The organism is Mycobacterium terramassiliense, from assembly GCF_900157385.1.
Taxonomy (GTDB): Bacteria; Actinomycetota; Actinomycetes; order Mycobacteriales; family Mycobacteriaceae; genus Mycobacterium; species Mycobacterium terramassiliense.
Window position 1 is genome coordinate 607,683 of sequence record NZ_LT717700.1, and the last position, 25,008, is coordinate 632,690.

At 68.5% G+C, this 25,008-nt stretch carries 26 protein-coding genes; 14 read left to right on the forward strand and 12 right to left on the reverse strand.

Annotated elements, in window-relative coordinates:
• Positions 1–16 precede the first annotated feature (16 nt).
• Genes MTAB308_RS10945 through MTAB308_RS10955 form a run of 3 tightly spaced genes read left to right on the forward strand, consistent with a single transcriptional unit; the run spans position 17 to position 2,561 of the window.
• Positions 17–853 (forward strand): class I SAM-dependent methyltransferase, encoded by an 837-nt coding sequence (locus tag MTAB308_RS10945; protein WP_077099464.1) that lies wholly within the window; start codon positions 17–19, stop codon positions 851–853.
• Positions 850–1,671 (forward strand): class I SAM-dependent methyltransferase, encoded by an 822-nt coding sequence (locus MTAB308_RS10950; protein WP_077099465.1) that lies wholly within the window; start codon positions 850–852, stop codon positions 1,669–1,671. The genes MTAB308_RS10945 and MTAB308_RS10950 overlap by 4 nt, the downstream gene beginning before the upstream one ends.
• A gap of 5 nt (positions 1,672–1,676) precedes the next feature.
• Positions 1,677–2,561 (forward strand): alpha/beta fold hydrolase, encoded by an 885-nt coding sequence (locus MTAB308_RS10955; protein ID WP_077099466.1) that lies wholly within the window; start codon positions 1,677–1,679, stop codon positions 2,559–2,561.
• A gap of 328 nt (positions 2,562–2,889) precedes the next feature.
• Here MTAB308_RS10955 and MTAB308_RS10960 read toward each other — a convergent pair whose 3' ends face one another.
• Positions 2,890–4,005 carry an NmrA family NAD(P)-binding protein gene (locus MTAB308_RS10960; protein ID WP_077099467.1) on the reverse strand — a complete coding sequence of 372 codons (1,116 nt, stop codon included), beginning with the start codon at positions 4,003–4,005 and terminating at the stop codon, positions 2,890–2,892.
• 110 nt (positions 4,006–4,115) lie between these two features.
• Between MTAB308_RS10960 and MTAB308_RS10965 the strand changes: the two genes are divergently transcribed.
• From MTAB308_RS10965 to MTAB308_RS10975, 3 genes are all read left to right on the forward strand, one after another.
• On the forward strand, positions 4,116–4,739 hold the full coding sequence (locus tag MTAB308_RS10965; protein ID WP_077099468.1) for a TetR/AcrR family transcriptional regulator: 624 nt from the start codon (positions 4,116–4,118) through the stop codon (positions 4,737–4,739).
• A 104-nt stretch (positions 4,740–4,843) separates the two neighbouring features.
• Entirely contained in the window at positions 4,844–5,584 is a 741-nt protein-coding gene (locus MTAB308_RS10970; protein ID WP_077100125.1) for a beta-phosphoglucomutase family hydrolase, read from the forward strand.
• Complete coding sequence (locus MTAB308_RS10975; protein WP_077099469.1) at positions 5,581–7,947, forward strand: glycoside hydrolase family 65 protein; 2,367 nt, start codon at positions 5,581–5,583, stop codon at positions 7,945–7,947. Before MTAB308_RS10970 ends, MTAB308_RS10975 begins: the two co-directional genes overlap by 4 nt.
• Here MTAB308_RS10975 and MTAB308_RS10980 read toward each other — a convergent pair.
• Positions 7,941–8,519 (reverse strand): TetR/AcrR family transcriptional regulator, encoded by a 579-nt coding sequence (locus MTAB308_RS10980; RefSeq protein ID WP_077099470.1) that lies wholly within the window; start codon positions 8,517–8,519, stop codon positions 7,941–7,943. The two genes, MTAB308_RS10975 and MTAB308_RS10980, sit on opposite strands and share 7 nt — an antisense overlap.
• A gap of 62 nt (positions 8,520–8,581) precedes the next feature.
• Between MTAB308_RS10980 and MTAB308_RS10985 the strand changes: the two genes are divergently transcribed.
• Positions 8,582–9,490, forward strand: a complete 909-nt coding sequence (locus MTAB308_RS10985; RefSeq protein ID WP_077099471.1) for a TauD/TfdA dioxygenase family protein — start codon at positions 8,582–8,584, stop codon at positions 9,488–9,490.
• Between the two features lie 20 nt (positions 9,491–9,510).
• Here MTAB308_RS10985 and MTAB308_RS10990 read toward each other — a convergent pair whose 3' ends face one another.
• The 3 genes from MTAB308_RS10990 to guaB form a co-directional block, all read right to left on the reverse strand.
• Positions 9,511–11,247, reverse strand: coding sequence for a GMC oxidoreductase (locus MTAB308_RS10990; RefSeq protein ID WP_077099472.1), 1,737 nt, complete (start codon positions 11,245–11,247; stop codon positions 9,511–9,513).
• A gap of 132 nt (positions 11,248–11,379) precedes the next feature.
• Positions 11,380–12,507, reverse strand: coding sequence for a GuaB3 family IMP dehydrogenase-related protein (locus MTAB308_RS10995; RefSeq protein ID WP_077100126.1), 1,128 nt, complete (start codon positions 12,505–12,507; stop codon positions 11,380–11,382).
• A gap of 14 nt (positions 12,508–12,521) precedes the next feature.
• Positions 12,522–14,129 carry an IMP dehydrogenase gene (gene guaB / locus MTAB308_RS11000; protein ID WP_077100127.1) on the reverse strand — a complete coding sequence of 536 codons (1,608 nt, stop codon included), beginning with the start codon at positions 14,127–14,129 and terminating at the stop codon, positions 12,522–12,524.
• Positions 14,130–14,280: 151 nt separating this feature from the next.
• On the opposite strand from guaB, the gene MTAB308_RS11005 reads away from it, so the two are divergent.
• Positions 14,281–14,694 carry a DUF5319 domain-containing protein gene (locus MTAB308_RS11005; RefSeq protein ID WP_066907738.1) on the forward strand — a complete coding sequence of 138 codons (414 nt, stop codon included), beginning with the start codon at positions 14,281–14,283 and terminating at the stop codon, positions 14,692–14,694.
• A 106-nt stretch (positions 14,695–14,800) separates the two neighbouring features.
• On the opposite strand, the gene MTAB308_RS11015 is transcribed toward MTAB308_RS11005, so the two are convergent.
• The 3 genes from MTAB308_RS11015 to MTAB308_RS11025 form a co-directional block, all read right to left on the reverse strand.
• Positions 14,801–15,613: an anti-sigma-D factor RsdA gene (locus MTAB308_RS11015; RefSeq protein WP_083746503.1), complete on the reverse strand. Its 813-nt coding sequence runs from the start codon at positions 15,611–15,613 to the stop codon at positions 14,801–14,803.
• Positions 15,606–16,181 carry an ECF RNA polymerase sigma factor SigD gene (sigD, locus tag MTAB308_RS11020; RefSeq protein WP_066907839.1) on the reverse strand — a complete coding sequence of 192 codons (576 nt, stop codon included), beginning with the start codon at positions 16,179–16,181 and terminating at the stop codon, positions 15,606–15,608. The genes MTAB308_RS11015 and sigD overlap by 8 nt, the downstream gene beginning before the upstream one ends.
• A gap of 81 nt (positions 16,182–16,262) precedes the next feature.
• Positions 16,263–17,075: a hypothetical protein gene (locus MTAB308_RS11025; RefSeq protein ID WP_077099474.1), complete on the reverse strand. Its 813-nt coding sequence runs from the start codon at positions 17,073–17,075 to the stop codon at positions 16,263–16,265.
• 365 nt (positions 17,076–17,440) lie between these two features.
• Between MTAB308_RS11025 and MTAB308_RS11030 the strand changes: the two genes are divergently transcribed.
• On the forward strand, positions 17,441–17,749 hold the full coding sequence (locus MTAB308_RS11030; RefSeq protein ID WP_077099475.1) for a WhiB family transcriptional regulator: 309 nt from the start codon (positions 17,441–17,443) through the stop codon (positions 17,747–17,749).
• Between the two features lie 89 nt (positions 17,750–17,838).
• On the opposite strand, the gene MTAB308_RS11035 is transcribed toward MTAB308_RS11030, so the two are convergent.
• The gene (locus MTAB308_RS11035; protein ID WP_077099476.1) at positions 17,839–18,258 is read right to left on the reverse strand and encodes a nuclear transport factor 2 family protein; all 420 of its coding nucleotides are present in this window, start codon (positions 18,256–18,258) and stop codon (positions 17,839–17,841) included.
• 110 nt (positions 18,259–18,368) lie between these two features.
• Here MTAB308_RS11035 and MTAB308_RS11040 point away from each other — a divergent pair, with 110 nt between their 5' ends.
• Both MTAB308_RS11040 and MTAB308_RS11045 read left to right on the forward strand, forming a co-directional pair.
• Positions 18,369–19,097, forward strand: a complete 729-nt coding sequence (locus tag MTAB308_RS11040; RefSeq protein ID WP_077099477.1) for a superoxide dismutase family protein — start codon at positions 18,369–18,371, stop codon at positions 19,095–19,097.
• Positions 19,098–19,111: 14 nt separating this feature from the next.
• Positions 19,112–19,477 carry a hypothetical protein gene (locus tag MTAB308_RS11045; protein WP_083746504.1) on the forward strand — a complete coding sequence of 122 codons (366 nt, stop codon included), beginning with the start codon at positions 19,112–19,114 and terminating at the stop codon, positions 19,475–19,477.
• 14 nt (positions 19,478–19,491) lie between these two features.
• On the opposite strand, the gene MTAB308_RS11050 is transcribed toward MTAB308_RS11045, so the two are convergent.
• A complete protein-coding gene (locus MTAB308_RS11050) occupies positions 19,492–19,770 on the reverse strand; it encodes a hypothetical protein (protein WP_157900939.1) in 279 nt (92 codons plus the stop codon).
• Positions 19,771–19,888: 118 nt separating this feature from the next.
• On the opposite strand from MTAB308_RS11050, the gene MTAB308_RS11055 reads away from it, so the two are divergent.
• Positions 19,889–20,290 carry a hydrogenase gene (locus MTAB308_RS11055; RefSeq protein WP_077099479.1) on the forward strand — a complete coding sequence of 134 codons (402 nt, stop codon included), beginning with the start codon at positions 19,889–19,891 and terminating at the stop codon, positions 20,288–20,290.
• A gap of 13 nt (positions 20,291–20,303) precedes the next feature.
• Here MTAB308_RS11055 and MTAB308_RS11060 read toward each other — a convergent pair whose 3' ends face one another.
• Positions 20,304–21,404: a ferritin-like domain-containing protein gene (locus MTAB308_RS11060; RefSeq protein WP_077099480.1), complete on the reverse strand. Its 1,101-nt coding sequence runs from the start codon at positions 21,402–21,404 to the stop codon at positions 20,304–20,306.
• 516 nt (positions 21,405–21,920) lie between these two features.
• On the opposite strand from MTAB308_RS11060, the gene MTAB308_RS11065 reads away from it, so the two are divergent.
• Both MTAB308_RS11065 and MTAB308_RS11070 read left to right on the forward strand, forming a co-directional pair.
• Positions 21,921–23,216, forward strand: coding sequence for a fatty acid desaturase family protein (locus MTAB308_RS11065; protein ID WP_077099481.1), 1,296 nt, complete (start codon positions 21,921–21,923; stop codon positions 23,214–23,216).
• A gap of 337 nt (positions 23,217–23,553) precedes the next feature.
• Entirely contained in the window at positions 23,554–24,201 is a 648-nt protein-coding gene (locus MTAB308_RS11070) for a trimeric intracellular cation channel family protein (protein WP_077100129.1), read from the forward strand.
• Between the two features lie 61 nt (positions 24,202–24,262).
• On the opposite strand, the gene MTAB308_RS11075 is transcribed toward MTAB308_RS11070, so the two are convergent.
• Positions 24,263–24,835 carry an NADPH-dependent FMN reductase gene (locus MTAB308_RS11075; RefSeq protein WP_077099482.1) on the reverse strand — a complete coding sequence of 191 codons (573 nt, stop codon included), beginning with the start codon at positions 24,833–24,835 and terminating at the stop codon, positions 24,263–24,265.
• Positions 24,836–25,008 lie beyond the last annotated feature (173 nt).

Genomic DNA, 25,008 nt, shown 5'->3' on the forward strand with positions numbered 1-25,008 from the left:
GAAAGGCACGAAAAGCATGACCACAACGCCATCCGCCGCAGCGAGCGGCAGCACATATGTCCTGGGGCACGCCGACGCCGAGGTGCAGCGGCTGCTCCTGCAGGGCCGGCTGTACGACCGCTACACCGAGCACGCGCTGCGCGTCGCCGGGCTGCGGCCGGGCATGCGGGTGCTCGATATCGGCAGCGGGCCGGGTGACGTGTCGTTCGTCGCCGCCCGGCTCGTCGGTACCGCGGGAAGCGTCCTGGGAGTGGACGCCGCTCCCCAGATGGTCGAGCTGGCCCGCGCCCGCGCCGCCGAACAGGGCCTGTCCACGGTGCATTTCATCCACTCCGCAATCGACTCGATCGAACTGGACGAGCCCGTCGACGCGATCATCGGCCGGTTGATCCTGATGCACCTGCCCGATCCGGCCGCCGCGCTACGACGGCTCAGCTCGTTCGTGCGACCCGGCGGCGTGATCGCGTTCTCCGAGAACGACATCGCCGCGGCGTACACCGTTCCGGACCTTCCGCTGTTCGGCCAGGTGATAGGCGGCATCGTGCGAGCCTTCGAGGCCATGGGGCTCAGCGGGCGGTTCGGCACCACGCTGCACGCGATCTTCGCCGACGCCGGCCTGGGCACGCCCCGGCTGACGCTCGGCGCCCCGGTCGGCACGGCGGACGATGCCGACATCCTGGCCTACGCCGCGGAGGTCTGGCGGCTGGTGTCCCCCATCGAACAACAGGGCGGCTTCGCCATCGACGAGGTCGCCGACATCGACAACTTCGTGCCGCGCTTCCGCGAGCAGGCACTCGCGGCCGACGCCCTCATTACGATGCCCCCCATCATCACGGCGTGGGTGCGGAAATGAGCAACGCAATCCAGGAGCAGTATTCGACCGGCCTGTCGCGCGCCAACATCGAGCGTGCGCTGCGCTCCGCCGGGAAGGACCTCGATCGCCTCGCACCCGCCGACCTGGCGCTGTTGGAGGACTTCCACACCATGGGCCGCATCGCCACCGCCCAGCTGGTGGACCTGGCGCAGATCACCGGCCAGAGCGCGGTGCTCGACGCCGGCAGCGGGGTCGGTGGCACCGCCCGCTACGTCGCCGACCGGTACGGCTGCGAGGTCACCGCCGTCGACCTGACCGACGAGTACTGCGACACGAACCGCTGGCTCAATCGCCTTGTCGGCCTCGACCGCCTCATTTCGGTTCACCGCGCCGACGTCACCGAGTTGCCCTTCGCCGACGCCACCTTCGACGTCGCCGTCAGCCAGCACGTCCAAATGAACATCCCCGACAAGGCGCGCCTGTACGCCGAGGCGCGGCGGGTACTCCAGGATGGCGGGCGGCTTGCGTTGTGGGACATCACGATTGAAAGACCCGGGACGCTCGGAGACGGCGACGAGCTCGACTACCCGCTGCCCTGGGCCGACCACCCGGACAACAGCCACCTGGCCACTCCCGACGAATTGCGCGCCGCCGTCGAGTCCGCCGGGTTCACCGTCGACCGCTGGAACGACCTCACCGAGGATGCGGCCGCGATCATGCGGACCGTCCTGGCCCAACCCGCCAATCCGCTGGGCCTGCACGCCTTCGTCACCGACTTCCAGCGGAAGGCCGAGAACCTCACCACCGCGCTGGCGGACGGACGGCTTCGGGCCGTCCAGGCCGTGGCCAAAGTTTGAGCGCCATGCGGACCCACGACGTTCCGGACCAGCGCTACACGCTCACCTGGAGCGGCGGGCGCGGCGCGGTCACGTTCCTCCCGCGCTCCGACGGCACCCGGTTGCGCTACTACCAGGCGGGAACCGGCCCCCCGCTCGTCCTGCTCCATACCGTGCGCACCCAGCTGGACTACTTCCGTCGTGTGATACCCGCGCTGTGGGACGAGTTCACGCTCTACGCGCTCGATCTGCCCGGTATGGGTTGGTCCGACATCGTGCCCGGCGCCCGGTACGGCGAACCCGAATTACGCGCCGCCATCGTAGAATTCATCACGGCGCTCGACCTGAATCACGTCACTTTGGCCGGCGAATCGATGGGGGGCGCGCTCGCGCTGTTGGCCTCGATCGAGCTCAAGGACCGGGTGCGCAACGTGGTGGCCTTCAACCCCTACGACTACCCGAGCGGCCTGGAACGCGGCAACTGGTTTGCCCGCCTGATCGGGACGGGCGTCCGCCTGCCCGGATCGGGGCCCATCTTCGCGCGCCTGGAAAACCGGCCCATCCTCGAAGGCGTGCTGCGGGGCGGTTTCGCCGACCACCACGCGTTGCCGAAGGACCTGGTTGCCGAACTGCGCCGAAGCGGCCGGCGGCCCGGCTATCCCAGGGTGAACCGGGCCATCATGCGCATCCTCACCGGGCTGATCGACGCGAAAAGCCGCTACGCGCAGGTGGAGACACCGGTCACGTTGGTCTACAGCGAGCACGATTGGTCGCGCCCGGCGGATCGCGAGCAGGTCGCACGCCTACTCGGTGTCCGGGCCATCACGGTGGGCGGCGCGGGCCATTTCTCGGCCCTCGAACGCCCGACCGACATGGTCCGCATCATCCGGGACGGCCGACCCGGTTCATGAACCAAAGCCGCGCGAGGGCGTGGCTGCCGGTGATCCGGTCGACCGCCATCGGGACCTGCTGTTCTTCGTGCCCGACCTCTTGTTGGCGGTGACTCGCCGACCCGCTCTTCGACTGGGACGCCGCTCGACCCATTCGCCAACCGACTCCTCCTCGACTTCGACCCCTCCGGGAACGCCGCGCACTTCGGCGCGACGCTCACCATGGCCACCGCGATGCGCGACGAGCACCGCAGCGCGCCGGCGTGGTCGTGCTCGGGCTGCTCACGGCCGTCCGGTGGCCGCACGCCGGCCTCGGCCCTGCGCGACCGCGCTCTCGCGGCGCGGGCGACTAGGACGACGGGATCGCGGCCCGGCCAAACCGATATTGGGCGGGGTCAGCCGACGGGTCGTGCTCGTTGTGCCACACTGCCGACTCGCCCGAATACCGGGGCCGCGCAGGCTGGGGATGCTGCTGGCGCCGGTCGAAGCGATCGAGCCGGTGCGCCGGTATCAACCCGGTCAACATGAGATTTCCGATCTCGCGCAGCACTTTTCCCGCGGTGCGCCGGGTGTCCGCCGCTTTGACGTAGCGGCGCGCGACGGTGAGAAAGTCTTCGGGTTCGACCCCGGTGACATCACGCACATGAGTGGTCGGTCCGCCCACCTCCCAGCTGCCCAGGGCGGTCTCGGGCAGGTAATGGCGCAAGCCGGACTCGAAGTACATGTCGGCGCCGAGTCGCTTGGCGTTCAGGCGCACCGCTCGCATGAACATCCACGGGGGAATTTCCATGAGCCGGACCGGGCGGCCCAACGCCTCGCTCACCGCGTCGGCAACGTCGGCACCGGACAACAGCTTTGGCCCGGTTGGACGGTAGGCGCGACCGTCATGGCGGTGCGGGTCGAGCAACGCGCCCACCGCGACCCGGGCGATGTCCTCGTTGGACGGGGGCGCGTTCAGTCGTCCCCCGGTCCTTGGCGTCGGCAACACCCCGAGTTGGGCCGCGACCGGCAGCACCTGGAAATAGTTGTCCGCGAAGAATCCGGGATCAACCGCGACGTGGGCGGTGTCGGGCAGCAACTGAAACAGCTTGTCGGACAACCAGTGCTGGCGCGTCATCAGCGACGGATGCTCGGGGCTGGCCAGCCACTGACCCAACGCGACCACCGCCTCCACGCCGGCGCCGCGCGCGGCCACGGCAAAGGTGACCGCACTGTCGAGTGCGTGCGGGTGGTACGGAGGGTTGAAAAACAGTCGATCCACGCCGTCGACCGCGGCCCGAACCTGTTGGATGTCCAGCATATCCGCCACAACGACCTCGGCCCCCAAGGCGCGCAGCCGAGCGCTGCGCGCGTCGTCGCGACGCACCAATGCCCTCGTAGCAACGCCCTTTTCCAGTAATTGGGCCGCAACCGCGCCGCCAATCCTTCCCGTCGCGCCGGTGACCAGCACACGTGTGTTTTGCATGGGAGTTCCTTCCTGTCAGATCCGCGACAATGTGACCAATGGTTACATCTGCAGTATGCGGCCGAGATGTGACCGTTGTCAACATTGCGGTGACGTGAGATCGTGATGGCATGAGTTCGCCCGGCACCCCCGCCAAAAAGGGCTACCACCACGGCGCATTGCACTCGGCCCTGATCGAGGCGAGCATCGCCTTGGCCCGCGAGGGCGGACCCGATCGGGTGATCCTGCGTGAGGCGGCCCGGGCCGCCGGGGTGTCACACTCGGCCGCCTACCGCCACTTCGCCGACCGCGAGGAGCTGCTGGCCGAGGTGTCAAGCTATGCGCGCGGCGAGCTCGCCGCGCAAATGCGCCGACGCGTCAATCGCACGAGCGACCCCCGCAAGAGGCTGCGCGCGGTCGGCGCCGCGTATATCGACTTCGCGATGTCGGAGCCGGGACTGTTTCGCACCGCGTTCACCTCGCATCCCGCGACATCCCCCGGCGCGGAGCGCGATCAAGCGACAACGGGCCCGGACCCTTTCGAGGTCCTCGGTCAAGTGCTCGACGAAGCCCAAGCCGCCGGTCTGCTGGATGCTCGCCGCAGGCCGGGGGCCGAGGTGGCCGCCTGGTCGGCGGTGCACGGCCTGGCCGGCCTGCTACTGGATGGACCGCTGCCCAGGAGCCCCGCGGCCGTCCGATTCGCGCGGGCCCAGGTGTTCGACCTCATCGAGCGCGGCTTGCTCAACGAGACGTAAGCGGCCTTCGCAAGGGCAGGCGACCATTGGCGGCACGCATCCCGGCATGGTGGAGTGGGTATCGCACCAAGTAGCCGCCCACCGCCGAGAGAGTGAGGTCCACCGTGCTGGGTCTGCCAGAGAAGGTCCACGCCTGCCTGTTCGACCTCGACGGTGTGCTCACCGATACCGCGAGCGTCCACACGAAGGCCTGGAAGGCCATGTTCGACGCCTACCTGTCCGAACGGGCCAAGCAAACCGGAGACGAGTTCGTCCCGTTCGACCCGGCCACCGACTACCGCAAATACGTCGACGGCAAGAAGCGCGAAGACGGGGTGCGTTCGTTTCTGGAAAGCCGCGGCATCGAGCTGCCGGACGGCGACCCCGACGATCCGGGCGACGCCGAGACGGTCTACGGCCTGGGCAACCGCAAGAACGACATGTTCCAAAAGGTCCTGCACGACGACGGCGTCGAGGTCTTCGACGGCTCGCGGCGCTACCTGGAGGCGGTCTCGGCCGCGGGCCTCGGGATCGCCGTGGTGTCCTCCAGCGCCAACACCCGCGACGTCCTCGAAATCACCGGTCTGGACCGGTACGTCCAGCAGCGGGTCGACGGCGTCACGCTGCGCGAGGAACACATCGCCGGCAAGCCGGCCCCGGACTCCTACCTGCGTGGGGCCGAGCTGCTCGACGTCGGCCCCGACGCGGCGGCCGTGTTCGAGGACGCGTTGTCGGGCGTGCAGGCCGGCCGGGCCGGTAACTTCGGCTACGTGGTGGGCGTCGACCGGGTGGGCCAGGCCGAGGACCTGCGCCGCAACGGCGCCGACGTCGTGGTCACCGACCTCGCCGAGCTGCTGCAGTCATGATCACCGAGGAGGCGTTTCCGGTCGAACCGTGGCAGATCCGCGAGACCCGCCTCGACCTGAACCTGCTCGCCCAGTCCGAATCCCTGTTCGCGCTGTCCAACGGGCACATCGGGCTGCGCGGCAACCTCGACGAGGGCGAGCCGCACGGCCTGCCGGGAACGTACCTGAACTCCTTCTACGAGATCCGGCCGCTGCCCTACGCCGAGGCCGGCTTCGGCTATCCGGAGGCCGGCCAGACGATCGTCGACGTCACCAACGGCAAGATCATCCGGCTGTTGGTCGAGGACGAGCCGTTCGACGTCCGCTACGGCGAGTTGCTCTCCCACGAGCGGGTGCTCGACCTGCGAGCCGGGACCCTGACCCGGCGCGCGGACTGGCGCTCGCCCAACGGCAAACAGGTGAGGGTCGTGTCCACCCGGCTGGTCTCCCTGGCGCAGCGCGGCGTCGCGGCCATCGAGTACGTGGTGGAAGCGGTCGAGGAATTCGTGCGGGTGACCGTGCAGTCCGAACTGGTCACCAACGAGGACCAGCCGCAGACCTCCGACGACCCGCGGGTGTCGGCGATCCTGGAAAACCCGCTCGAGGCCGTCGACCACGAAAACACCGAAACCGGAGCGCTTCTCATGCACCGGACCCGGTCCAGCGCGTTGATGATGTCCGCCGCGATGGATCACGAGATCGACGTCCCCGGGCGCGTCGAGTTCAGCACCGACGCCCGCCCGGACCTGGCCCGGACCACGGTCATCTGCGGGCTGCGCAAGGGCCAGAAGCTGCGCATCGTCAAGTACCTGGCGTACGGCTGGTCGAGCATGCGCTCGCGCCCCGCGCTGCGCGACCAGGCCGCCGCCGCGATCCACAGCGCCCGCTACACGGGCTGGCAGGGGCTGCTGGACTCGCAACGGGCCTACCTGGACGACTTCTGGGAGAACGCGGACGTCGAGGTGGAGGGCGACCCCGAATCCCAGCAAGCCGTCCGGTTCGGGATGTTCCACCTGCTGCAGGCCAGCGCCCGCGCCGAACGCCGCGCGATCGCCGCCAAGGGGCTCACCGGAACCGGCTACGACGGCCACGCCTTCTGGGACACCGAGGCCTATGTGTTGCCGGTGCTGACCTACACCGCGCCGCACACCGTCGCCGACGCGCTGCGCTGGCGGGCGTCGACGCTGGAACTCGCCAAGGAGCGCGCGGCCGAACTCGGCCTGGAGGGGGCCAGCTTCCCGTGGCGCACCATCCGCGGGCAGGAGTGCTCGGCGTACTGGCCGGCCGGCACGGCGGCCTGGCACATCAACGCCGACATCGCGATGGCCTTCGAGCGGTACCGCACCGTCACCGGCGACCACGACCTGGAGCGCGACTGCGGCCTGCGGGTGCTGGTCGAGACCGCCCGGCTGTGGATGTCGCTCGGGCACCACGACCGGCACGGCGTCTGGCACCTCGACGGCGTCACCGGACCCGACGAGTACACGGCGGTCGTGCGCGACAACGTCTTCACCAACCTAATGGCCGCGCACAACCTGGTGACCGCCGCCGACGCCTGCAACCGCCACCCGGAAGAGGCGACGGCGCTGGACGTCACCACCGAGGAGGCCGCCGCCTGGCGCGACGCGGCCGACGCCGTCAACATCCCCTACGACTCCGAACTGGGCGTCCACCAACAGTGCGAGGGGTTCACCACCTTCGCCGAATGGGACTTCGAAAAGAACACCACCTATCCCCTGCTGCTGCACGAGGCCTATGTGCGGCTCTACCCCGCCCAGGTGATCAAGCAGGCCGACCTCGTGCTGGCGATGCAATGGCAGAGCCACGCCTTCACGCCCGAACAGAAGGCGCGCAACGTCGATTACTACGAGCGGCGCATGGTGCGCGACTCGTCGCTGTCGGCCTGCACCCAGGCGGTGATGTGCGCCGAGGTCGGCCACCTGGAGCTGGCCCACGACTATGCCTACGAGGCCGCGCTGATCGACCTGCGCGACCTGCACCACAACACCCGCGACGGGTTGCACATGGCCTCGCTTGCCGGGGCCTGGATGACGCTGGTCGTGGGGTTCGGCGGCCTGCGCGACGACGAGGGCATCCTCTCGCTGGATCCCCAACTGCCCGACGGCATTTCGCGGCTCCGGTTCCGGCTGCGGTGGCGCGACTTTCGGCTCACCGTCGACGTCAACCACTCCGAGGTCACCTACGCCGTGGACGACGGACCCGAGCACGAACTCACCATCCGGCACGCCGGCGAGCAACTCACGCTGAACACCGATGCGCCGACGACCGTCGCCGTGCGCGTTCGCAAACCCCTGCTGCCGGCGCCGCAGCAGCCGCCGGGCCGCGAGCCGCTGCACCGGCGCGCCCTGGCCCGCACTCAGTGAGGTCCGAGGACCCGGGCCATCTCGCCGACGATCGCCTGGCGCAGTTCGGCGTCCGGTAGGTCATCGATGCCGACCGCCGAGCGTAAAAAAGGGGCAAACAATCGCCAACCAAACTGCAGCGCAAAGGCGTTCGCCACCGCCAGGCGCGCGCTGAGATCTCCGTCGGGGCCGGGGGGGTGCTTCGGGCGGATGTCGTCGTACAGCTGCGAGGCGCCGGGAAACCGGGACTGCAACTTCCCCGCCGGGTAGCCGTCGAGCAGGGTGCGGGCCATGACCCGCAAATGCCGGTCCAACGCCCGCTCCGCCTCCTCGGGGGTCGGGTCGCTCTGCAGCAACGCGGTCGTGGTCGCGCCGAGGTGATCGAGCACGGCGCCCACGAGTTGGTCCTTGGTGCCGAAGTGCCGAAACACCAGGCCGTGGTTGACCTTTGACCGGGCGGCGATGTCGCGGATCGACGTCGCGGCCGGCCCGCGCTCGGCGAACAGGTCGGTGGCGGCCTCCAGGATGGCGGCGCCGACCTCTTCTCGCCCGGTGGGATTTTTCCGGTTGACACTTGCCGAACGTGTAGTCACGTGACTACACTAACCCATGTAGTCAGTTGACTACACCAGATCTCCGCAAAAGGACGAAAGAAATGACCGACTCCATCACCGTCACCAAGCTGGGCAGCCGGATCGGCGCCCGACTCGACGGCGTGCGCCTGGGCGGCGACCTCGACCCGGCCGCCGTCGACGAGATCCGCGGGGCGCTGCTGGCCCACAAGGTGATCTTCTTTCGCGGGCAGGACCACCTCGACGACGAAGGGCAGCTCGCGTTCGCGCGGCTGCTGGGCACCCCGATCGGGCACCCCGCCGCGAAGTTCCTCGCCGCCAAGAACGCGCCGATCATCACGCCGATCAACTCCGACTACGGCAAGGCGACGCGCTGGCACACCGACGTCACGTTCGCCGCGAACTACCCCGCCGCCTCGATCCTGCGCGCGGTCACGCTGCCCAGCTACGGGGGCTCGACGCTGTGGGCCTCCACCGCGGCGGCCTACGAGCACCTGCCCGAGCCGCTGAAGTGCCTCGTCGACGACCTGTGGGCGCTGCACACCAACCGCCACGACTACATCACCGAAGAAGCCTTGACCGACGCGCAGCGGGCGTTCCGCCAGGCGTTCGACAAGCCGGACTTCCAGACCGAGCATCCCGTGGTTCGGGTGCACCCCGAGACCGGTGAGCGGACGCTGGTGCTGGGCGATTTCGTGCGCGGGTTCGTCGGCCTGGACGGCTACGAGTCGAGCGTGCTGTTCGAACTGCTGCAACGCCGAATTACCATGCCCGAGAACACCATTCGCTGGAGCTGGAGTTATGGCGACGTCGCCATCTGGGACAACCGGGCGACGCAGCACCGGGCGATCGACGACTACGACGGCCAGCATCGGCTGATGCACCGGGTCACGCTGATGGGCGACGTGCCGGTCAACGTGCACGGGCAACGCAGCCGGGTCGTCAGCGGCGCCCCGCTCGACGTGACCAGCCCGGAGGAGATCGCGAGCTGAGCGCGGGCCGCGACGAGGGGTCAGCCCGCGGTACTGACCGGGTCGATCGGTAGCCAGCGCAGCGCGCCGGGAGCGTGCGCCGGCACCACCGGGTGATCGGGCGGGATCGGGGACAGCCTGCGGTAGGTGTCGCCCTGCAGCGGCCGCAGGTCGTTCTCCCCCTTGTTCGGCCACATCGAGGCGGCCCGCTCGGCCTGCGCGGTGATGGACAGCGAGGGGTTGACGCCCAGGTTCGCCGAGATCGCCGCGCCGTCCACCACGAACAGTGTCGGGTAGCCGTAGACCCGGTGATACGGGTCGATGACGCCGTGTTCGGGGCCGTCGCCGATCACCGCGCCGCCCAAGAAGTGGGCCGTAAGCGGGATGTTGAACAGCTCGCCCCAGGTGCCGCCGGCAACGCCGTCGATCTTGGCGGCGATGCGGCGGGTGACCTCGTTGCCGACCGGGATCCATGACGGGTTCGGCTCGCCGTGCCCCTGTTTGCTGGAATACCAACGGATTCCGAGCTTGCCCCGCTTGGTGAACGTGGTGATCGAGTTGTCCAGGTGCTGCATCACCAGTGCGATCACCGTGCGTTCGCTCCACTGGCGCACGTTGATCATGCGCAGGATGCCGCGCGGGTCCTCCCGGCCCTGCTCCAGCAATTGCTTCCACCGCGGCGTGTCGGTGCCCTCGGGACCCTCGCCGTCGGTCATCAGCGTCTGCAGCAGCCCCATCGCGTTGGAGCCCTTGCCGTAGCGCACGGGCTCGACGTGGGTGTCCGAGGTCGGGTGGATCGACGACGTGATCGCCACGCCGTGCGTCAGGTCCAGGTCGGGCTTCACCTCGAGCGTCGCGGCGCCGACGATCGACTCGGAGTTGGTCCGGGTCAGCACGCCCAGGCGCTTCGACAGCCGGGGCAGCTTGCCCCTGTCGCGCATGTTGAACAGCAGGTGCTGGGTGCCCCAGGTGCCGGCGGCCAGGATCAGGTTTTCGGCGGTGTAGGTGCGCCGGTCGCGGCGCAGCCAGCTTCCGGTGCGCACCGTGCGGACCTCCCACAGGCCGTCGGGGCGCTGCTCGAAGCCCTTCACCGTCGTCATCGGAATGACCTGCGCGCCATGGGATTCCGCGAGGCCGAGGTAGTTCTTCACCAGGGTGTTCTTGGCGCCGTAGCGGCATCCGGTCATGCAGCAGCCGCATTCCAGGCAGCCGGTGCGGTCGGGCCCGGCGCCGCCGAAGTACGGGTCGGGCACGGTCTTGCCCGGCGCCTTGGTGCCGTCCGGGCCGAAGAACACCCCGACGGGCGTGGGCACCCAGGTGTCGCCGCAGCCCATGTCGTCGGCGACTTCCTTGACGAGGCGGTCGGCGTCGGTGAACGTCGGGTTCTCGACCACGCCCAGCATCCGCTGGGCCTGCTCGTAGTGCGGCATCAGCTCGTCACGCCAGTCGGTGATGTGCGCCCACTGCTGGTCTTTGAAGAACGGCTCCGGCGGCACGTACAGGGTGTTGGCGTAGTTGAGCGAACCCCCGCCCACGCCCGCGCCGGCCAGGATCATCACGTTGCGCAGCGGGTGGATCCGCTGGATGCCGTAGCAGCCGAGCTTGGGCGCCCACAGGAACTTGCGCAGGTCCCACGACGTCTCGGCGAACTCCTGGTCGGAGAAGCGGCGGCCGGCCTCCAGGACGCCCACCCGGTAGCCCTTTTCCGTCAGCCGCAGCGCGCTGACGCTGCCCCCGAATCCCGAACCGATGATCAGGACGTCGTAATCCGGCTTCATTTCACCAGTATGGCCGTACCGGCCGGTAACTAACCAGGGGGTGCTGCCGCCCGCTCCGGCACCCGGCGTGCGGCTGGCCGCACATTCGGAGCCGAGCGTGCGGCTCGCCGCACATTCGCCGGGCGGCAGCGCTCAGCTACCGACCGCCAGGCCGACCTTCTGGAATTCCTTGAGGTCGCAATAACCGGCCTTGGCCATCGACCGGCGCAGGCCGCCGACCAGATTCAGGCTGCCGAACGGGTCGTCGGACGGACCGCCCAGCACCTGCCGCAGCGGCGGGCGCTCGCCGACGGCGATCTGCAGCAACGCCCCGCGCGGCAGGGACGGGTGCGCCGCCGCGGCGGGCCAGAACCATCCGCCGCCGAGCGCCTCGGCGGACTCGGCCAGCGGCGTGCCCAGCACCACCGCGTCGGCGCCGCACGCGATGGCCTTGGCCAGCTCGCCCGAGGTGTGGATGTCACCGTCAGCCAGCACGTGCACGTAGCGGCCGCCGGTCTCGTCGAGGTATTCGCGGCGCGCGGCCGCGGCGTCGGCGATCGCGGTGGCCATCGCCACATTGATCCCCAGCACCTCGTCGCTGGTGGTCACGCCCCGGGTGGAGCCGTAGCCGACGATCACGCCGGCGGCGCCGGTGCGCATCAGGTGCAGCGCCGTGCGGTGGTCGAGCACCCCGCCGGCGACCACGGGGACGTCGAGCTCGGAGATGAAGGTCTTCAGGTTCAGCGGCTCACCGTCGCTGGCCACCCGTTCGGCCGAGACGATGGTGCCCTGGATGACCAGCAGGTCGATCCCGGCCTGCAGCAGCGCCGGGGTCAGCGCCTGCGCGTTTTGCGGGCTGACCCGCACCGCGGTGGTGACGCCCGCCTCGCGGATGCGCGCGACCGCCGAGCCCAGCAGTTCGGGGTCCAGCGGCGCGGCGTGCAGCTCCTGCAGCAGCCGGATCGCCGCCGACGGCTCCGGCTCCTTTTCGGCGGCCTCGAGCAGCTGCGCGATCTTGGCCTCGACGTCGGCGTGGCGGCCGATCAGCCCCTCGCCGTTGAGCACGCCCAGCCCGCCGAGGCGGCCCAGCTCGATGGCGAACTCCGGCGACACCAGCGCGTCGGTCGGATGCGCGATGACTGGGATCTCGAACCGGTAGGCGTCCAGCTGCCACGCCGTCGATACGTCCTGGGACGAGCGGGTGCGCCGCGACGGCACGATGCTGATCTCGGACAGTTCATAGGTGCGACGGGCGGCGCGGCCCATCCCGATCTCGACCATGGCCAGTTCGCTGTTCACCGCGCGAAGTAGTTGGGCGCTTCGACGGTCATGGCGACGTCGTGTGGGTGGCTCTCGCGCAGACCGGCGGCCGTGATCCGGACGAACTGCGCCTGTTGCAGCGCCTCGATGGTGGGCGAGCCGGTGTATCCCATCGCGGCGCGCAGGCCGCCGGTCAGCTGGTGGATCACCGATGACAGCGGGCCGCGGAACGGCACCCTGCCCTCGATGCCCTCGGGCACCAGCTTGTCCTCGGAGAGCGCGTCGTCGGCGAAATAGCGGTCCTTGGAGTAGGACTTGGCTTGCCCTCCAGAGCCCCTGCCCGCCATGGCGCCCAGCGAGCCCATGCCGCGGTAGCTCTTGAACTGTTTGCCGTTGACGAAGATCAGTTCGCCGGGCGCCTCGGCGGTGCCGGCCAGCAGCGAGCCGAGCATGGCCGTCGACGCGCCGGCGGCCAGCGCCTTGGCGATGTCTCCGGAGTATTGCAGTCCCCCGTCGGCGATCACGGGCACGCCCGCCGGCCGGCACACCGCGACGGCCTCCAGAATCGCCGTGATCTGTGGCGCGCCGACGCCGGCCACCACGCGCGTCGTGCAGATCGATCCCGGTCCCACCCCGACCTTGACCGCGTCGGCGCCGGCGTCGATGAGCGCCGCGGCCGCCGCCCGGGTGGCGACGTTGCCGCCGATCACCTCGACGCGGTCGCCGACCTCGGCCTTGAGCTTGCCGACCATGTCGAGCACCAGCCGGTTGTGCGCGTGCGCGGTGTCGACGATCAGCACGTCGACCCCGGCGTCGACCAGCATCATCGCGCGCACCCAGGCGTCCCCGCCGACGCCGACGGCGGCGCCGACCAGCAGCCGGCCGTCGCTGTCCTTGGTGGCCAGCGGGTGTTGCTCGGTCTTGACGAAGTCCTTGACGGTGATCAGCCCGGTCAGCCGGCCGTGGCCGTCGACGACGGGCAGCTTCTCGATCTTGTTGCGCCGCAACAGTCCCAGCGCCGCGTCGGCGCTGACGCCCTCCTGGGCGGTGATCAGCGGGGACTTCGTCATGACCTCGGCGACCTGCTTGGTCTGGTCCACCTCGAACCGCATGTCGCGGTTGGTGATGATGCCGACCAGCGAGCCGGAATCGTCGACCACCGGCAGCCCGGAGATCCGGAACCGGGCGCACAGCGCGTCGACCTGAGCCAGTGTGTTGTCGGGCCGGCAGGTGACCGGGTCGGTGACCATGCCGGCCTCCGAGCGCTTCACCATCTCGACCTGCCCGGCTTGTTCGGCGACCGGCAGGTTGCGATGCAGCACGCCCATGCCGCCGGCCCGGGCCATCGCGATGGCCATCCGCGACTCGGTGACGGTGTCCATCGCCGAACTGACCAGGGGCACCTTGAGCCGGATCTTCCTGGTGAGCTGGCTGGAGGTGTCCGCGGTGGCGGGGACCACGTCGGAGGCCGCGGGCAGCAGCAGGACGTCGTCGAAGGTCAGGCCGAGCATCGCGATCTTGTACGGGTTGTCGCCCCCCGTCGGCACGGGTTCGTCGGCCAGTCCCGCGAGATGCGGGTCGCGCACGTACGGGCCGACAACCAGGTCGGAGCTGTCTTCTAAGTGGGACATGCCACGGGTCATCGGGAGGCCCTCCATACGCGCGCGGAGTGAGAAGCCCATCCTATCGGCTCCCGGGACCCCCGGACCCGCTTGCCCGGGCGTGCCGCGGACGCCGGATGGTGGGGCATGTCCCTGCTGGCGCTATGACGGCCCCCCTGCGTAGGCTAGGGGCGTGCGTGACCACCTCCCGCCGGGTTTGCCACCCGACCCGTTCGCCGACGACCCCTGCGATCCGTCGGCGGCGCTCGAGGCCGTCGAGCCGGGACAACCGTTGGATCAGCAGGAGCGCATGGCGGTCGAGGCCGACCTGGCCGATCTGGCCGTGTACGAGGCCCTGTTGGCGCACAAGGGCATTCGCGGACTGGTGGTGTGCTGCGACGAATGCCAGCAGGATCACTACCACGACTGGGACATGTTGCGGGCCAACCTGCTGCAGCTACTGATCGACGGAACGGTCCGCCCGCACGAGCCCGCCTATGACCCCGAACCCGACTCCTACGTCACGTGGGACTACTGCCGGGGATACGCCGACGCCTCGCTCAACGAAGCGACGTCGTCAGACGCGGACGGCTTCCACCGCCGCTAGGTCGATGGCGGCGACCCGCCACACCCGGCTCCGCCACGCTCGCGATCGCCGCTAGGTCGATGGCGGCGACCCGCCACACCCGGCTCCGCCGCGCTCGCGATCGCCGTTAGGGCGTTTCGTCCGGTGCCGCCGAGGACGGCGTGGACGAGTGGCCGTGATGCCGGTGCCGACCCGAGGACGGGCTCGTCGAGGGAGTCACCGTGGGGCTTGCCGGGCTCGTCGATGCGTTCGGCGTCGGAGCCGTCGTGCTGGCCACTGTCGGCGGCGTGGTCGTCGGACTGGGCGACACCGGCGACGTCGACGAAGCGGCCGGCGCCTTGGGCTTTGGCGCGGCGGGCGGCACCGTCGCGTTCGGGTTGCGCGCTTCCACCCGGGTGTTGAGCAGGTTCACCTCGTCCAGCAGGTCGTTCCTGCTGGCCCCGTCGTTCATCGATTGGACCGTGGTGCTGACCTGGGCCAGCTGATTCTGGGCCTGCGTCCACTGACCCTGGTCGATCATTTGCTGAACCTTCGCCAGTTCGGCCTTCGCGGACAGCTCGATCTGGCTGTCGTTGACCCTCGGCTGGTCGAAGAACATCGCGTGCATCCCGTACAGCGCGTCCCCGGGACGGGCCTCGACCACCATGGCGCCAAACCCGCTCAGCGCCAGCAAGGTCGCGGCGACCGACCCGACCGTCGCCAGGCCGCGGCGCGCGCGCCTGCGCTCGGCGAGCCCGATGTGCAGCGCTTCGATCGCCTCCTCCGGCGACACCAGCGCGCTGGCCGGCGGCCACCGCAGGTCGTCGCGCCAGTCCTCCAGCAGGACGGCGAGCGCTTCGAAATTGGGGTCGTCGGCGTCGTCGAGGTCCACCGAGCTGCGTTCGGCCAACGCGTCGAGCAGCAGGTCGGTGCGCGCGAACTCATCCAAAGATTCAGGCATAGTCACCCGCCGCGACGATTTCGGATTTGAGCCGTGACAGCGCCCGGTGCTGGGCCACGCGGACCGCTCCGGTGGTGCTGCCGACGGCGGCGGCGGTCTCCTCGGCGGACAGCCCGACGACCACGCGCAGGATCAGGATCTCGCGCTGCTTGGCGGGCAGGATCTCGAGCAATTCGTTCATGCGGCTGACCGAATCGGCCTCGATGGCCCGCTGTTCCGGCCCCGCCTCGGGAGACCAGCGCTCCGGAACGGTCTCCGCGGGGTAGGCGCGGTCACGGCCGGCCGCCCGGTGGGCATCGGCGATCTTGTGCGCCGCGATGCCATACAGGAAAGCCAGGAACGGGCGCCCGCGCTCGCGGTACCGCGGCAGCGCCGTGATGGTGGCCAAACACACCTCCTGAGCCACGTCGTCTGCTGAAAGGCCACCCCGTTCGACTGTGCCGACGCGCGCCCGGCAATATCGCACGACGATCGGACGGATGGTCTCCAGCACCTCCCGTAGGGCGTTCCGGTCTCCCGCCACGGCCTCCGCAACCACAGCGTCGAGACGTTCCCCTTGAATTGTCATCGACGGCGGTATCTCCAACGTTACGAATGGGACACATCGCGGGCTAACTGTCGAAATGACAATAACGGGCCGAAGGCCGATTTAAGCGCAACGCCACGCGCCCCCGGCGCGCCGCACCTGGCCTGCGCAGATATCGCGAATTTCGCGCAGTTTTTGTGCCGAAAACGTGACACTTTCGATGTCGATCAGCAAGCAAGCCAACGCCCAGCGAAGCGGTGTCAGGCCCAGGCGGCCGGCGGCGTCCAGCGCCGCCTCCGCGACCGCGCGGGCCCGCTCGTTCGCGCCGGCACTGCACAGCGCGGCGGCCAGCACCACGTCGCTTTTCACCCGGTGCCGAGCCGACGCCGGGCCCATCGCGCCGGCCAGCTCCACCGCCTCCTCGGCGTGCCGGACGGCCGATGCGCCGTCGCCGGAGGCCATCGCCAGCTCGGCGGCCACCCACCCTCGGCGCACCGGCAGCCGGTCGGGGACCGCACCGGGCGCCAGTTCCACGCGACGCAACAACGTTGCGGCGGCGGCGAACCGGCCGATGCCCAGCGCGTCGGCGGCAAGCCCGATCAGCGCGTCGGCGCGGGCCTCGGGATCCCCGCCGGCCAGCGCCATCGCGCGCCCGTCCCAGCCCCGCGCCAACGTGTGCCAGCCGAGCTGGCGCAGGAACGACCCCTGGGTGCTGTGCGCCAACGACACCCACCGACCATCCGTGACGCTGCGCCGCAGCACCGCCAGGTCGCGGTAGGCGCTGCCGTAGCGGCCCTGCCCGCCCGCCGCGACGGCGCGCAGCCACAGTTGCTCCGGGCCGGTCGCGGCAGGCAGCGGCCAGCTTCCGGGCCGGTCCCCGAACGCGGCGGCGGCCAGTGTGCGCTGAATCACCGAAGTGTGACGAGTTTCAATCACGGTGATAGTAGTAAACACTTCGTGGTGTCCGTGTTACCGAACTGTTAATCACCATCCGCCACGTACTAATTACTCCGGCCACCACCCCGGCCGCTGAGCTGGGGAATCGCGGCTGGGCCAACTGCCTGGTAGCACGGCTTTCGGTCGTCAAATGGGTGGCAGATGAACGGCGAGTTAAATTTGCTACAACGCTTACATACTTTGCCAACCTAAGTGGCTATTGACGGAAATTCGTCCGCGCCCCTAAGTTCTAACTCTGTCGGGTAGTCATCGGTGACGCCACTCCAAAATCAGTTGCACAACCGCTTTTCGGGCGCTTCGCGACCTGTCCTTCTGGGCGTGCCGTGCAGAGAGGGAACGATCCAATGCCACAGCCTGAGCAGCTACCCGGGCCCAACGCCGACATCTGGAACTGGCAACTGCAAGGCCTGTGCCGCGGCGTCGACTCGTCGATGTTCTTCCACCCCGACGGCGAGCGCGGCCGCGCTCGGATGCAGCGCGAGCAGCGCGCCAAGGAAATGTGCCGGCAGTGCCCTGTCATCCAGGAGTGCCGTTCGCACGCGCTGGAAGTCGGTGAGCCCTATGGCGTCTGGGGCGGGCTGTCGGAAGCCGAGCGCGACATGCTCCTCAAGGGCGACATCGGCCGCAGCCGCGGCATCCGGCGCTCGGCCTAGACCGGCCCCTTTTCCCCTAGCCGCTGCGCGGCTGGGGGTGCCCCACCTCATCCCGCTACGCGGGCCGCATCGTCGCCGGGCCGCCCGGCTCAGCTCGCCTCGCCGGTCTCCACCGTCCACTGCGCGTATTCGTTTCCGGCCGAGAGGTCCCAGAACGTCGAGGTGTGCAGGGAGCCATCGTCTCCGAATTTGTAGATCTCGATGCTCTGAATGACCGCCGATTCGCCGTTCACGGTGCCCGAGTTGCGGATGACGGCCGCGCCGGTCGCGCCGCACACCTGGAGCAGATCGATGCCCAGCTTCCACTCGGCGTTCGGCGAGGCGTCCCACACCTCCCCCATGACGTCCCACCCGCGCTTCACCGGCGTGCCGACGGGGTCTTCCATCGTGACCTCACCGGGCACGACGCGCTTCCAGTGCGCGAGCCACGCCTCCTTGTCACCGGCGTTCCACAACTCCACGTGGCGCTCGACCGCGGCGCGGATCTCCTCGGCCTTGGGTGCTGACATCTCGTCCTCCTAGCGCGGTCCCCACCCGCGATCAGCATGGCGCGCAGGGGCGAATTTGCATAGGGCGCCGGGTCCGTTTCGACCTTCGCCAATCGGGGTAAATCCGGCCAATGAATAAGGGCTTGGTGTCTGCCGCCGCGGCGCTGACCGCCACAATCGCACCATTAGCTGCGTGTGCAAACCAGAGCGGTAACCAGTCCACCGCGTCGTCCAGCGCGCCGCCGGGCACCGAGCGGATGACCACCCAGGTGAAAAGCGCCGACGGGACTCAGGTCGCCAACGCCACCTTCGATTTCGCGAACGGCTACGCGACGGTGACGGTGGAGGCCGGGCCCAACCAGGTCCTGAGCCCCGGTTTCCACGGGCTGCAGATCCACGCGGTGGGCAGATGCGAGGCCGACTTCAGCTCCGCGGGGAGCGTCTATCAGGCGCCGGGCCACACGGGTTATCCCGCCAGCGGCGACCTGACGGCGTTGCAGGTGCGCTCCGATGGCTCGGCGAAACTCGTCACCACCACCAACTCGTTCACCGCCGCGGACCTGCGAAACAGCTCCGGCACCGCGCTGGTCATCCACCAGGACGCCGACAACCTCGGCAACGCTCCCACCGGCGAGTCGAGCAAGCGCATTGCCTGCGGGGTGATCGCCGCGGCGGCCGCGACGACGACCTCGTCGACCACGGAGACAACGAGCGTCACCACCGTCACGACCACGACCGCCGTGCCGCCGCCGTCGACGAGCACCAGCACCAGCACCGTCACGGTCACCAGCTCTCCGACGGTCACGTCGACGCCGAGCTATACCGTGACGACCCCTCCTAGCCTTCCCCCCAGCCGCTGAGCCTGCCGACCGACGTGGTCGATCCGGTGAGTGGCAACGGCGATCTGGTCCACCCCGAAAACCCGGGGGCGAACGTCGCGGTCGTCGGGTCGGTGGGGACCGTGGCCAGCGCCGCCGTCGCGGGGTCGGCGGGGACCGTGGCCAGCGCCGCCGTGGCCGGGTCGGCGGCGACCGTGGCCAGCGCCGCCGTGGCCGGATCGATCGCCACGGCCGGCAGCGCGGCCATCGCGGGCAGCATCGCGTGCGTGGCGTGCGCCTTCTGCAAGCGTTGTGTCGCGTGCCTGGGCTGCTTCGGCTGCACCAATTGCGTCGGGTGCGTCGGGTGCTACAACTGCTCGGGCGTGCGGTTCGCCGCCGGGCTTCGCGACGTGCACGTCTGAGACCCGTTGGCGGGTCAGAGATTTGTCGGCTCGTCGAGCGTGCCGGGTTCGCGCGGCGCACGACCGGTGAGCAGCAGGTGCATCTTGGTGGCGTCCCGTGCGGCGGCGACGGCGGCCCGCACGTGCCACTCGTCACCGTCCGTCGTATAGGCGACCATCTGCCGGGCGGCAAAGCTGTAGAGCGACTGGATCATCGGCAGGTTCCTCTTGGCGGCCACGTCGGCGATCCACAGGTAGCTCGAGGCCTGCCTGAGGGCTTCGGCCAACTGCGGTTCGGGGACCACAAAAGACACGCTCGCACATTCCGATGCGTGGGAATGCGGCCGGCACGCGGCTCATACGCCTCTCCTATTTTTGCCGTGATCGGCGAAGGCCACGCCGAGGGCGGCCCGACGCCCCTACTGTGCTGACATGCAGACGGTGCTGTTCACACTCGGGTTGGTCCTGTTCCTCGTCGGCTTGCTCACCGGGTTCGCCATCCCCGCATTGCGGAACCCGCGCATGGCGCTGTCCAGCCACCTCGAGGCGGTGCTCAACGGCATGTTCCTGGTGCTGCTCGGCCTGCTCTGGCCACACCTGCACTTGCCCTGCGCGTGGGGAGTGACGGCGGTAGGACTGATCGTCTACGCCGCGTATGCGAACTGGTTGGCGACGCTGCTCGCCGCCGCCTGGGGCGCCGGCCGCAAACTCGCGCCGATCGCGGCGAGCGACCACGTGGCCTCGGCGGGAAAGGAAGCGTTCGTCAGCTTTCTGTTGGTGTCGCTCGCGGTGTCGATCGTGGTCGGCGTGGTCATCGTCATCGTCGGGCTCTGACGACCACGACCCTTTAACTCGCGCCCGCCGCGATCGCCTCGTCCACCTCGAGGGCCCGGTCGGCCATCTCGGCGTGCGCCTTGTCCAGCGCCTCGGCCTGGTCCTCGTCGGCCTTCATCAGCGCCTCGATGTCGAAGCCGGCCATGTCGTGGACGCCCATGTCGCGGAAGGCCTTCTGCACCTTGTCGCCCCACAGCCCGATGTCCTTGACGATGGGCACGATGCGGCTGAACAGGTGCGAGCGGAACTGGATCATCAGCGGCGACGTGTCGACCCACTCGGCACACGCTTTCACATCGAGGCCGAGGGTCTCGAAAACCTCCTCGGCGCGGAACCGGTCGCGCATCAGGTAGCAGGCGTCCACGACGAACTCTTCACGCTCGTCCCGTTCGGCTTCGGTCAGCGCGGAGTAGTAGTCCTTCAACGAGATTCGGCCGAAGGCCACGTGCCGGGCCTCGTCCTGCATGACGTAGGCCAGCAGTTGCTTGGCCAGTGAGTCGGGTGCCGCCAGGTCACGCAGCACCCCGAAGGCGGCGAGTGCCAGGCCTTCGATGAGCACCTGCATGCCGAGATAGGGCATGTCCCAGCGCGAGTCGCGCAAGGTGTCGTCCAGCAGCGCGGTCAGGTGGGTGTTGATCGGGTAGACCAGGCCGACCTTCTCCTGCAGGAACCGCGAGAAGGCCTCGACGTGGCGGGCCTCGTCCATGGTCTGGGTGGCCGCGTAGAACTTCGCATCCAGGTCCGGGACCACCTCGACGATCTTCGCGGCGCATACCATCGCCCCCTGCTCGCCGTGCAGGAACTGCGAGAACTGCCAGGCCTGGGAATGCAGGCGCATCTCGGCGCGGCGTGCGTCGTCGGCCGCTTCCCACATCGGGCTGCCGAACAGCGGATGGAACTCGTCGGGCAGGCCGACCGGGTTCGTCGGGTCGACGTCTTGCGCCCAGTCGATGCGCGACTGAGCATCCCACTGCTTGTCCTTTCCCTTTTGATACAGGGAAAGGAGGCGGGCGCGGCTGTCGTCGTACTCCCAGGTGAAGCGCGCGTCGCCGGCGCTGGGAACCTCCCACGAGTACGGCGCGGGCACCTCCGTGTATTTGTCCCTCGTGGTCATGAACGGCCGCCTTTCTGCCACGTGTGACCAGTGGTCATATGACCAGTATCACAGTGCACCCGAGTGCGGCGGCGCGTCAACCCCGAACCGACGAAGGCTCGGCGAGGACCGTGCTCGTCGGCCAACGCGACACGTAAATCTTTGCGAAGACGCGCCGCGTTCGCCCTCAACGGCTTCAGTTTCGAGGAAAGTCCGTCGCCATAACGATGCACCCCAGACCGGGGCCGTGCTCGCGTGCGCCCGTGGTGCCGCACCAAGGGGTAGCGTTGGTGTCGCTGAGTCCCTCAGCCGGTCGGGAAGCGAATGTGGCCGTACTCCGGTGAATTTGATGAGCGTCTGCTCGTGCGACGGATTCCCATGAGTCCGCAGAAGGAACCACAGAACTCCTTAAGCATGCGCGGCTGAAGCCCGCAGTGACTGGTCGCTGGCCAGTGGCTCGCCGCAGCGCTGCGGCGGTTCTGAGTCGCTCGTAGCCGACCGCTGCGAACCGGACATCAGCCCGACAGAGAGGACACGATGGCGATCACCGACATACCGGCCTTCGCTCACCTGACCGACGCCGACATCGCGAATCTCGCCGTCGAGCTGGATGCGATCCGGGTGGACGTCGAGGATTCCCGCGGTGAGCGCGACTCGCGCTACATCCGTCGCACCATCGCCGCGCAACGTGCCGTCGAGGTCGTGGGCCGGCTGATGCTGGCCGGCAGCTCGAAACGCTCCGCGTGGTGGGCGGGAACGCTGACCCTGGGCCTGGCCAAGATCATCGAGAACATGGAGATCGGCCACAACGTCATGCACGGCCAGTGGAACTGGATGAACGACCCCGAGATCCATTCCACTACCTGGGAATGGGACATGAGCGGGGCATCAAAGCACTGGATTTCTTCCCACAACTTTCAGCACCACAAGTACACCAACATCCTCGGCATGGATGACGATGTGGGCTACTTCATCCTGCGGGTCACACGTGACCAGCCCTGGCAGCGCTTCAACATCGGCAACCTACTGTTCAACGCCATCCTCGCGCTCGGGTTCGAGTGGGGAATCGGCTTGCAGACCGTCGATTTCGAGAAGCTCTTGAAGGCCGGCCCGGAGCGCGACCTCACCCTTGCGCGGACACGCGAGTTCTCGGTCAAGGCCGGTAGGCAGGTGCTCAAGGACTATGTCGCGTTCCCGGCGCTCACGTCGCTGTCGCCGGCGGCGACCTACAAATCGACCCTGAAGGCCAACGTGGTCGCCAACGTGATCCGCAACATCTGGGCCAACGCGGTGATCTTCTGCGGGCACTTCCCCGACGGCGCAGAGAAATTCACGAACACCGACATGATCGGCGAATCAAAGGGCGAGTGGTACCTGCGCCAAATGCTGGGCAGCGCGAACTTCGAGGCCGGCCCGGCGATGCGGTTCCTGAGCGGTAACCTGTGCCTCCAGATCGAGCACCACCTGTACCCCGATCTGCCCAGCAACCGGTTGCACGAGATCTCCGTGCGCGTGCGGGCGCTCTGCGACAAGTACGACCTGCCCTACACCACGGGTTCGTTCCTGGTGCAGTACGGCAAGACGTGGCGCACCATCGCAAAACTGTCGCTGCCGGACCGCTACCTGCGGGACACCGCCGACGACGCTCCGGAGACCCGCAGCGAGCGGATGTTCACCGAACTGGGGCCCGATTTCGCCGGGACGGACCCAACGACAGGCCGCCGCCGCGGGCTCAAGGCGGCGATCGCGGCGTCGCGACGCGTGCGTCGGCGTACTTCCCGACGGACACGCCCAATAAAACCGGCCCTGCCAGAACCCCGGATGGCCGATTAGAGGCGAATCGTTTCAGTCGGCGCGTTGTTGCGGCGGGACCGAGACCAAGCCTCACACCAGAACATCCCCGACCGTGTGGCCAAGGGACACGGAAGTGGTTGGAGTACGTACATAGGCCCCACCGTCGGGCATCAACCAATAGTGATGGTGACGGCCGTGGTCGTGTTCGTCCCCGTCGGCGGGCTCTCGACACTTGCCGCATCGGTGGCGCTCGATGTAATCGCCGGCTCGGCATATGTGCTAAGCCGTCGAAGACCGCCGCCGGCGGTCATGTCGGCCTCCGGATGCCGAGGCCCCCGCAAGAAGTGGTTTGGTCGCGCGGGTATATACCTCGTCGGTGCCCGCCGAAACGCCGCTGCTGTTCGCGCTCGACCTCACCGGCACCTTTGTCTTCGCGCTCAACGGTGCGCTGACCGCCGTGCACGCTGAACGCCTTGACCTCGTCGGGGTCATCGCGCTCGGCATGTTCACCGGTCTGGGCGGTGGGACGATCCGCGACATTCTGCTCAATGCCTTGCCGCCGGCAACGTTCCTCGACTGGCGTTACCTGGCGCTGGCAGCCGGAGGAGGCCTGATCGCGTTCCTTCTCAGTCGTCGACTGGAGAAACTAGGCATGCCGATCAACGTTCTCGACGCCGTCGGATTAAGTGTCTTCGCCGTGCTCGGTGCCGACAAGGCACTCGATATGGGATTCGGTGTGGTGCAGGCGATGATCGTGGGCACGATCACCGCCGTCGGCGGGGGAACAATTCGGGACGTGATGATCCGACGGATTCCCACCGTGCTCCGCAGCGAGCTTTACGCCATTCCGGCCTTGATCGGCGCCGGCTGCGCCGCTATAGCCAACGGGCTCGGTTTTCACGGCACGCTGGCCGCGCTGGGCGCGGCGACGGCGTGCTTCGCGATCCGGATGATCGGAGTGCGCTTCGACCTCAACGCGCCGCGGCCGCCCGGCACCGCCGACGTCGGTGAGACACCCGACTAGAACCTGGGCGGTTCGCCTACCTTCGAGGCGACGAGGGAATGTGGCTCCTAGACCGAGATTTTCAGCGCTGCGGCGGCAAAACGGTGAGCACTCGCGCCACGTGGACGCCGAATTCGGCCATGTAGTTGCGGAGGAACCGCGCGGTGTTCTCGTCGAGCACCTCGCCGTCCTCGGTGAAAACGTCCGGGTGATATTGGATGTAGGCCTCTGGTGAGTTCATTTGCGGGGAGTTGCAGAAGCCAAGCACGCTGCGCAAGCTCTGCTGGGCGACCGCGGTACCGATCTTGCCGGGAGACGCCCCGATCACCGCCGACGGCTTGTGCGTAAACGAGTTGTCTCCCCACGGCCGGCTCGCCCAGTCGATGGCATTCTTCAGAGCGCCGGGGATCGAGCGGTTGTACTCGGGCGTAACGAACAACACCGCGTCCACCGCGGCGATGGCGTCTTTCAGGGCCCGGCCTTCGGGAGGGTAGTCGGCGTCGTAGTCGTGGTTGTACAGCGGAAGGTCCTTGATAGGGACCTCGGCGAACTCCAACTCCGGGGGCGCCAGGCGGATCAGCGCCTTGGACAATATGCGATTGATCGACTTCTGCGACAGGCTGCCGACGATGTAGCCGACCCTATACGTAGTCACGATTCCTCCTCAGAGCGTCAGCACATTCCTGCAATATGTCAGGAAATCTTGCGCCTTCGAGGTTGACGATGCGCGACGATCCTGACGATAATTGGCCCAGCCCGGCCGACCCTTACAGGCCGTTTTCGACCGTCGCTTGGGACTGTGGTCGTGATATTTGTCGACCGGCCAAT

What these genes read in the sequence shown, in the direction of transcription:
- MTAB308_RS10990 (WP_077099472.1), bottom strand. Translation starts at nt 11,247, where the DNA reads ATGAAGCCGGATTACGACGTCCTGATCATCGGTTCGGGATTCGGGGGC.
- MTAB308_RS10960 (WP_077099467.1), bottom strand. Translation starts at nt 4,005, where the DNA reads ATGCAAAACACACGTGTGCTGGTCACCGGCGCGACGGGAAGGATTGGC.
- MTAB308_RS11035 (WP_077099476.1), bottom strand. Translation starts at nt 18,258, where the DNA reads ATGTCAGCACCCAAGGCCGAGGAGATCCGCGCCGCGGTCGAGCGCCAC.
- MTAB308_RS11030 (WP_077099475.1), top strand. Translation starts at nt 17,441, where the DNA reads ATGCCACAGCCTGAGCAGCTACCCGGGCCCAACGCCGACATCTGGAAC.
- MTAB308_RS10945 (WP_077099464.1), top strand. Translation starts at nt 17, where the DNA reads ATGACCACAACGCCATCCGCCGCAGCGAGCGGCAGCACATATGTCCTG.
- MTAB308_RS11065 (WP_077099481.1), top strand. Translation starts at nt 21,921, where the DNA reads ATGGCGATCACCGACATACCGGCCTTCGCTCACCTGACCGACGCCGAC.
- MTAB308_RS11040 (WP_077099477.1), top strand. Translation starts at nt 18,369, where the DNA reads ATGAATAAGGGCTTGGTGTCTGCCGCCGCGGCGCTGACCGCCACAATC.
- MTAB308_RS10965 (WP_077099468.1), top strand. Translation starts at nt 4,116, where the DNA reads ATGAGTTCGCCCGGCACCCCCGCCAAAAAGGGCTACCACCACGGCGCA.
- sigD (WP_066907839.1), bottom strand. Translation starts at nt 16,181, where the DNA reads ATGACAATTCAAGGGGAACGTCTCGACGCTGTGGTTGCGGAGGCCGTG.
- guaB (WP_077100127.1), bottom strand. Translation starts at nt 14,129, where the DNA reads ATGACCCGTGGCATGTCCCACTTAGAAGACAGCTCCGACCTGGTTGTC.
- MTAB308_RS10975 (WP_077099469.1), top strand. Translation starts at nt 5,581, where the DNA reads ATGATCACCGAGGAGGCGTTTCCGGTCGAACCGTGGCAGATCCGCGAG.
- MTAB308_RS10950 (WP_077099465.1), top strand. Translation starts at nt 850, where the DNA reads ATGAGCAACGCAATCCAGGAGCAGTATTCGACCGGCCTGTCGCGCGCC.
- MTAB308_RS11015 (WP_083746503.1), bottom strand. Translation starts at nt 15,613, where the DNA reads ATGCCTGAATCTTTGGATGAGTTCGCGCGCACCGACCTGCTGCTCGAC.
- MTAB308_RS11055 (WP_077099479.1), top strand. Translation starts at nt 19,889, where the DNA reads ATGCAGACGGTGCTGTTCACACTCGGGTTGGTCCTGTTCCTCGTCGGC.
- MTAB308_RS11060 (WP_077099480.1), bottom strand. Translation starts at nt 21,404, where the DNA reads ATGACCACGAGGGACAAATACACGGAGGTGCCCGCGCCGTACTCGTGG.
- MTAB308_RS10985 (WP_077099471.1), top strand. Translation starts at nt 8,582, where the DNA reads ATGACCGACTCCATCACCGTCACCAAGCTGGGCAGCCGGATCGGCGCC.
- MTAB308_RS10995 (WP_077100126.1), bottom strand. Translation starts at nt 12,507, where the DNA reads ATGGTCGAGATCGGGATGGGCCGCGCCGCCCGTCGCACCTATGAACTG.
- MTAB308_RS10955 (WP_077099466.1), top strand. Translation starts at nt 1,677, where the DNA reads ATGCGGACCCACGACGTTCCGGACCAGCGCTACACGCTCACCTGGAGC.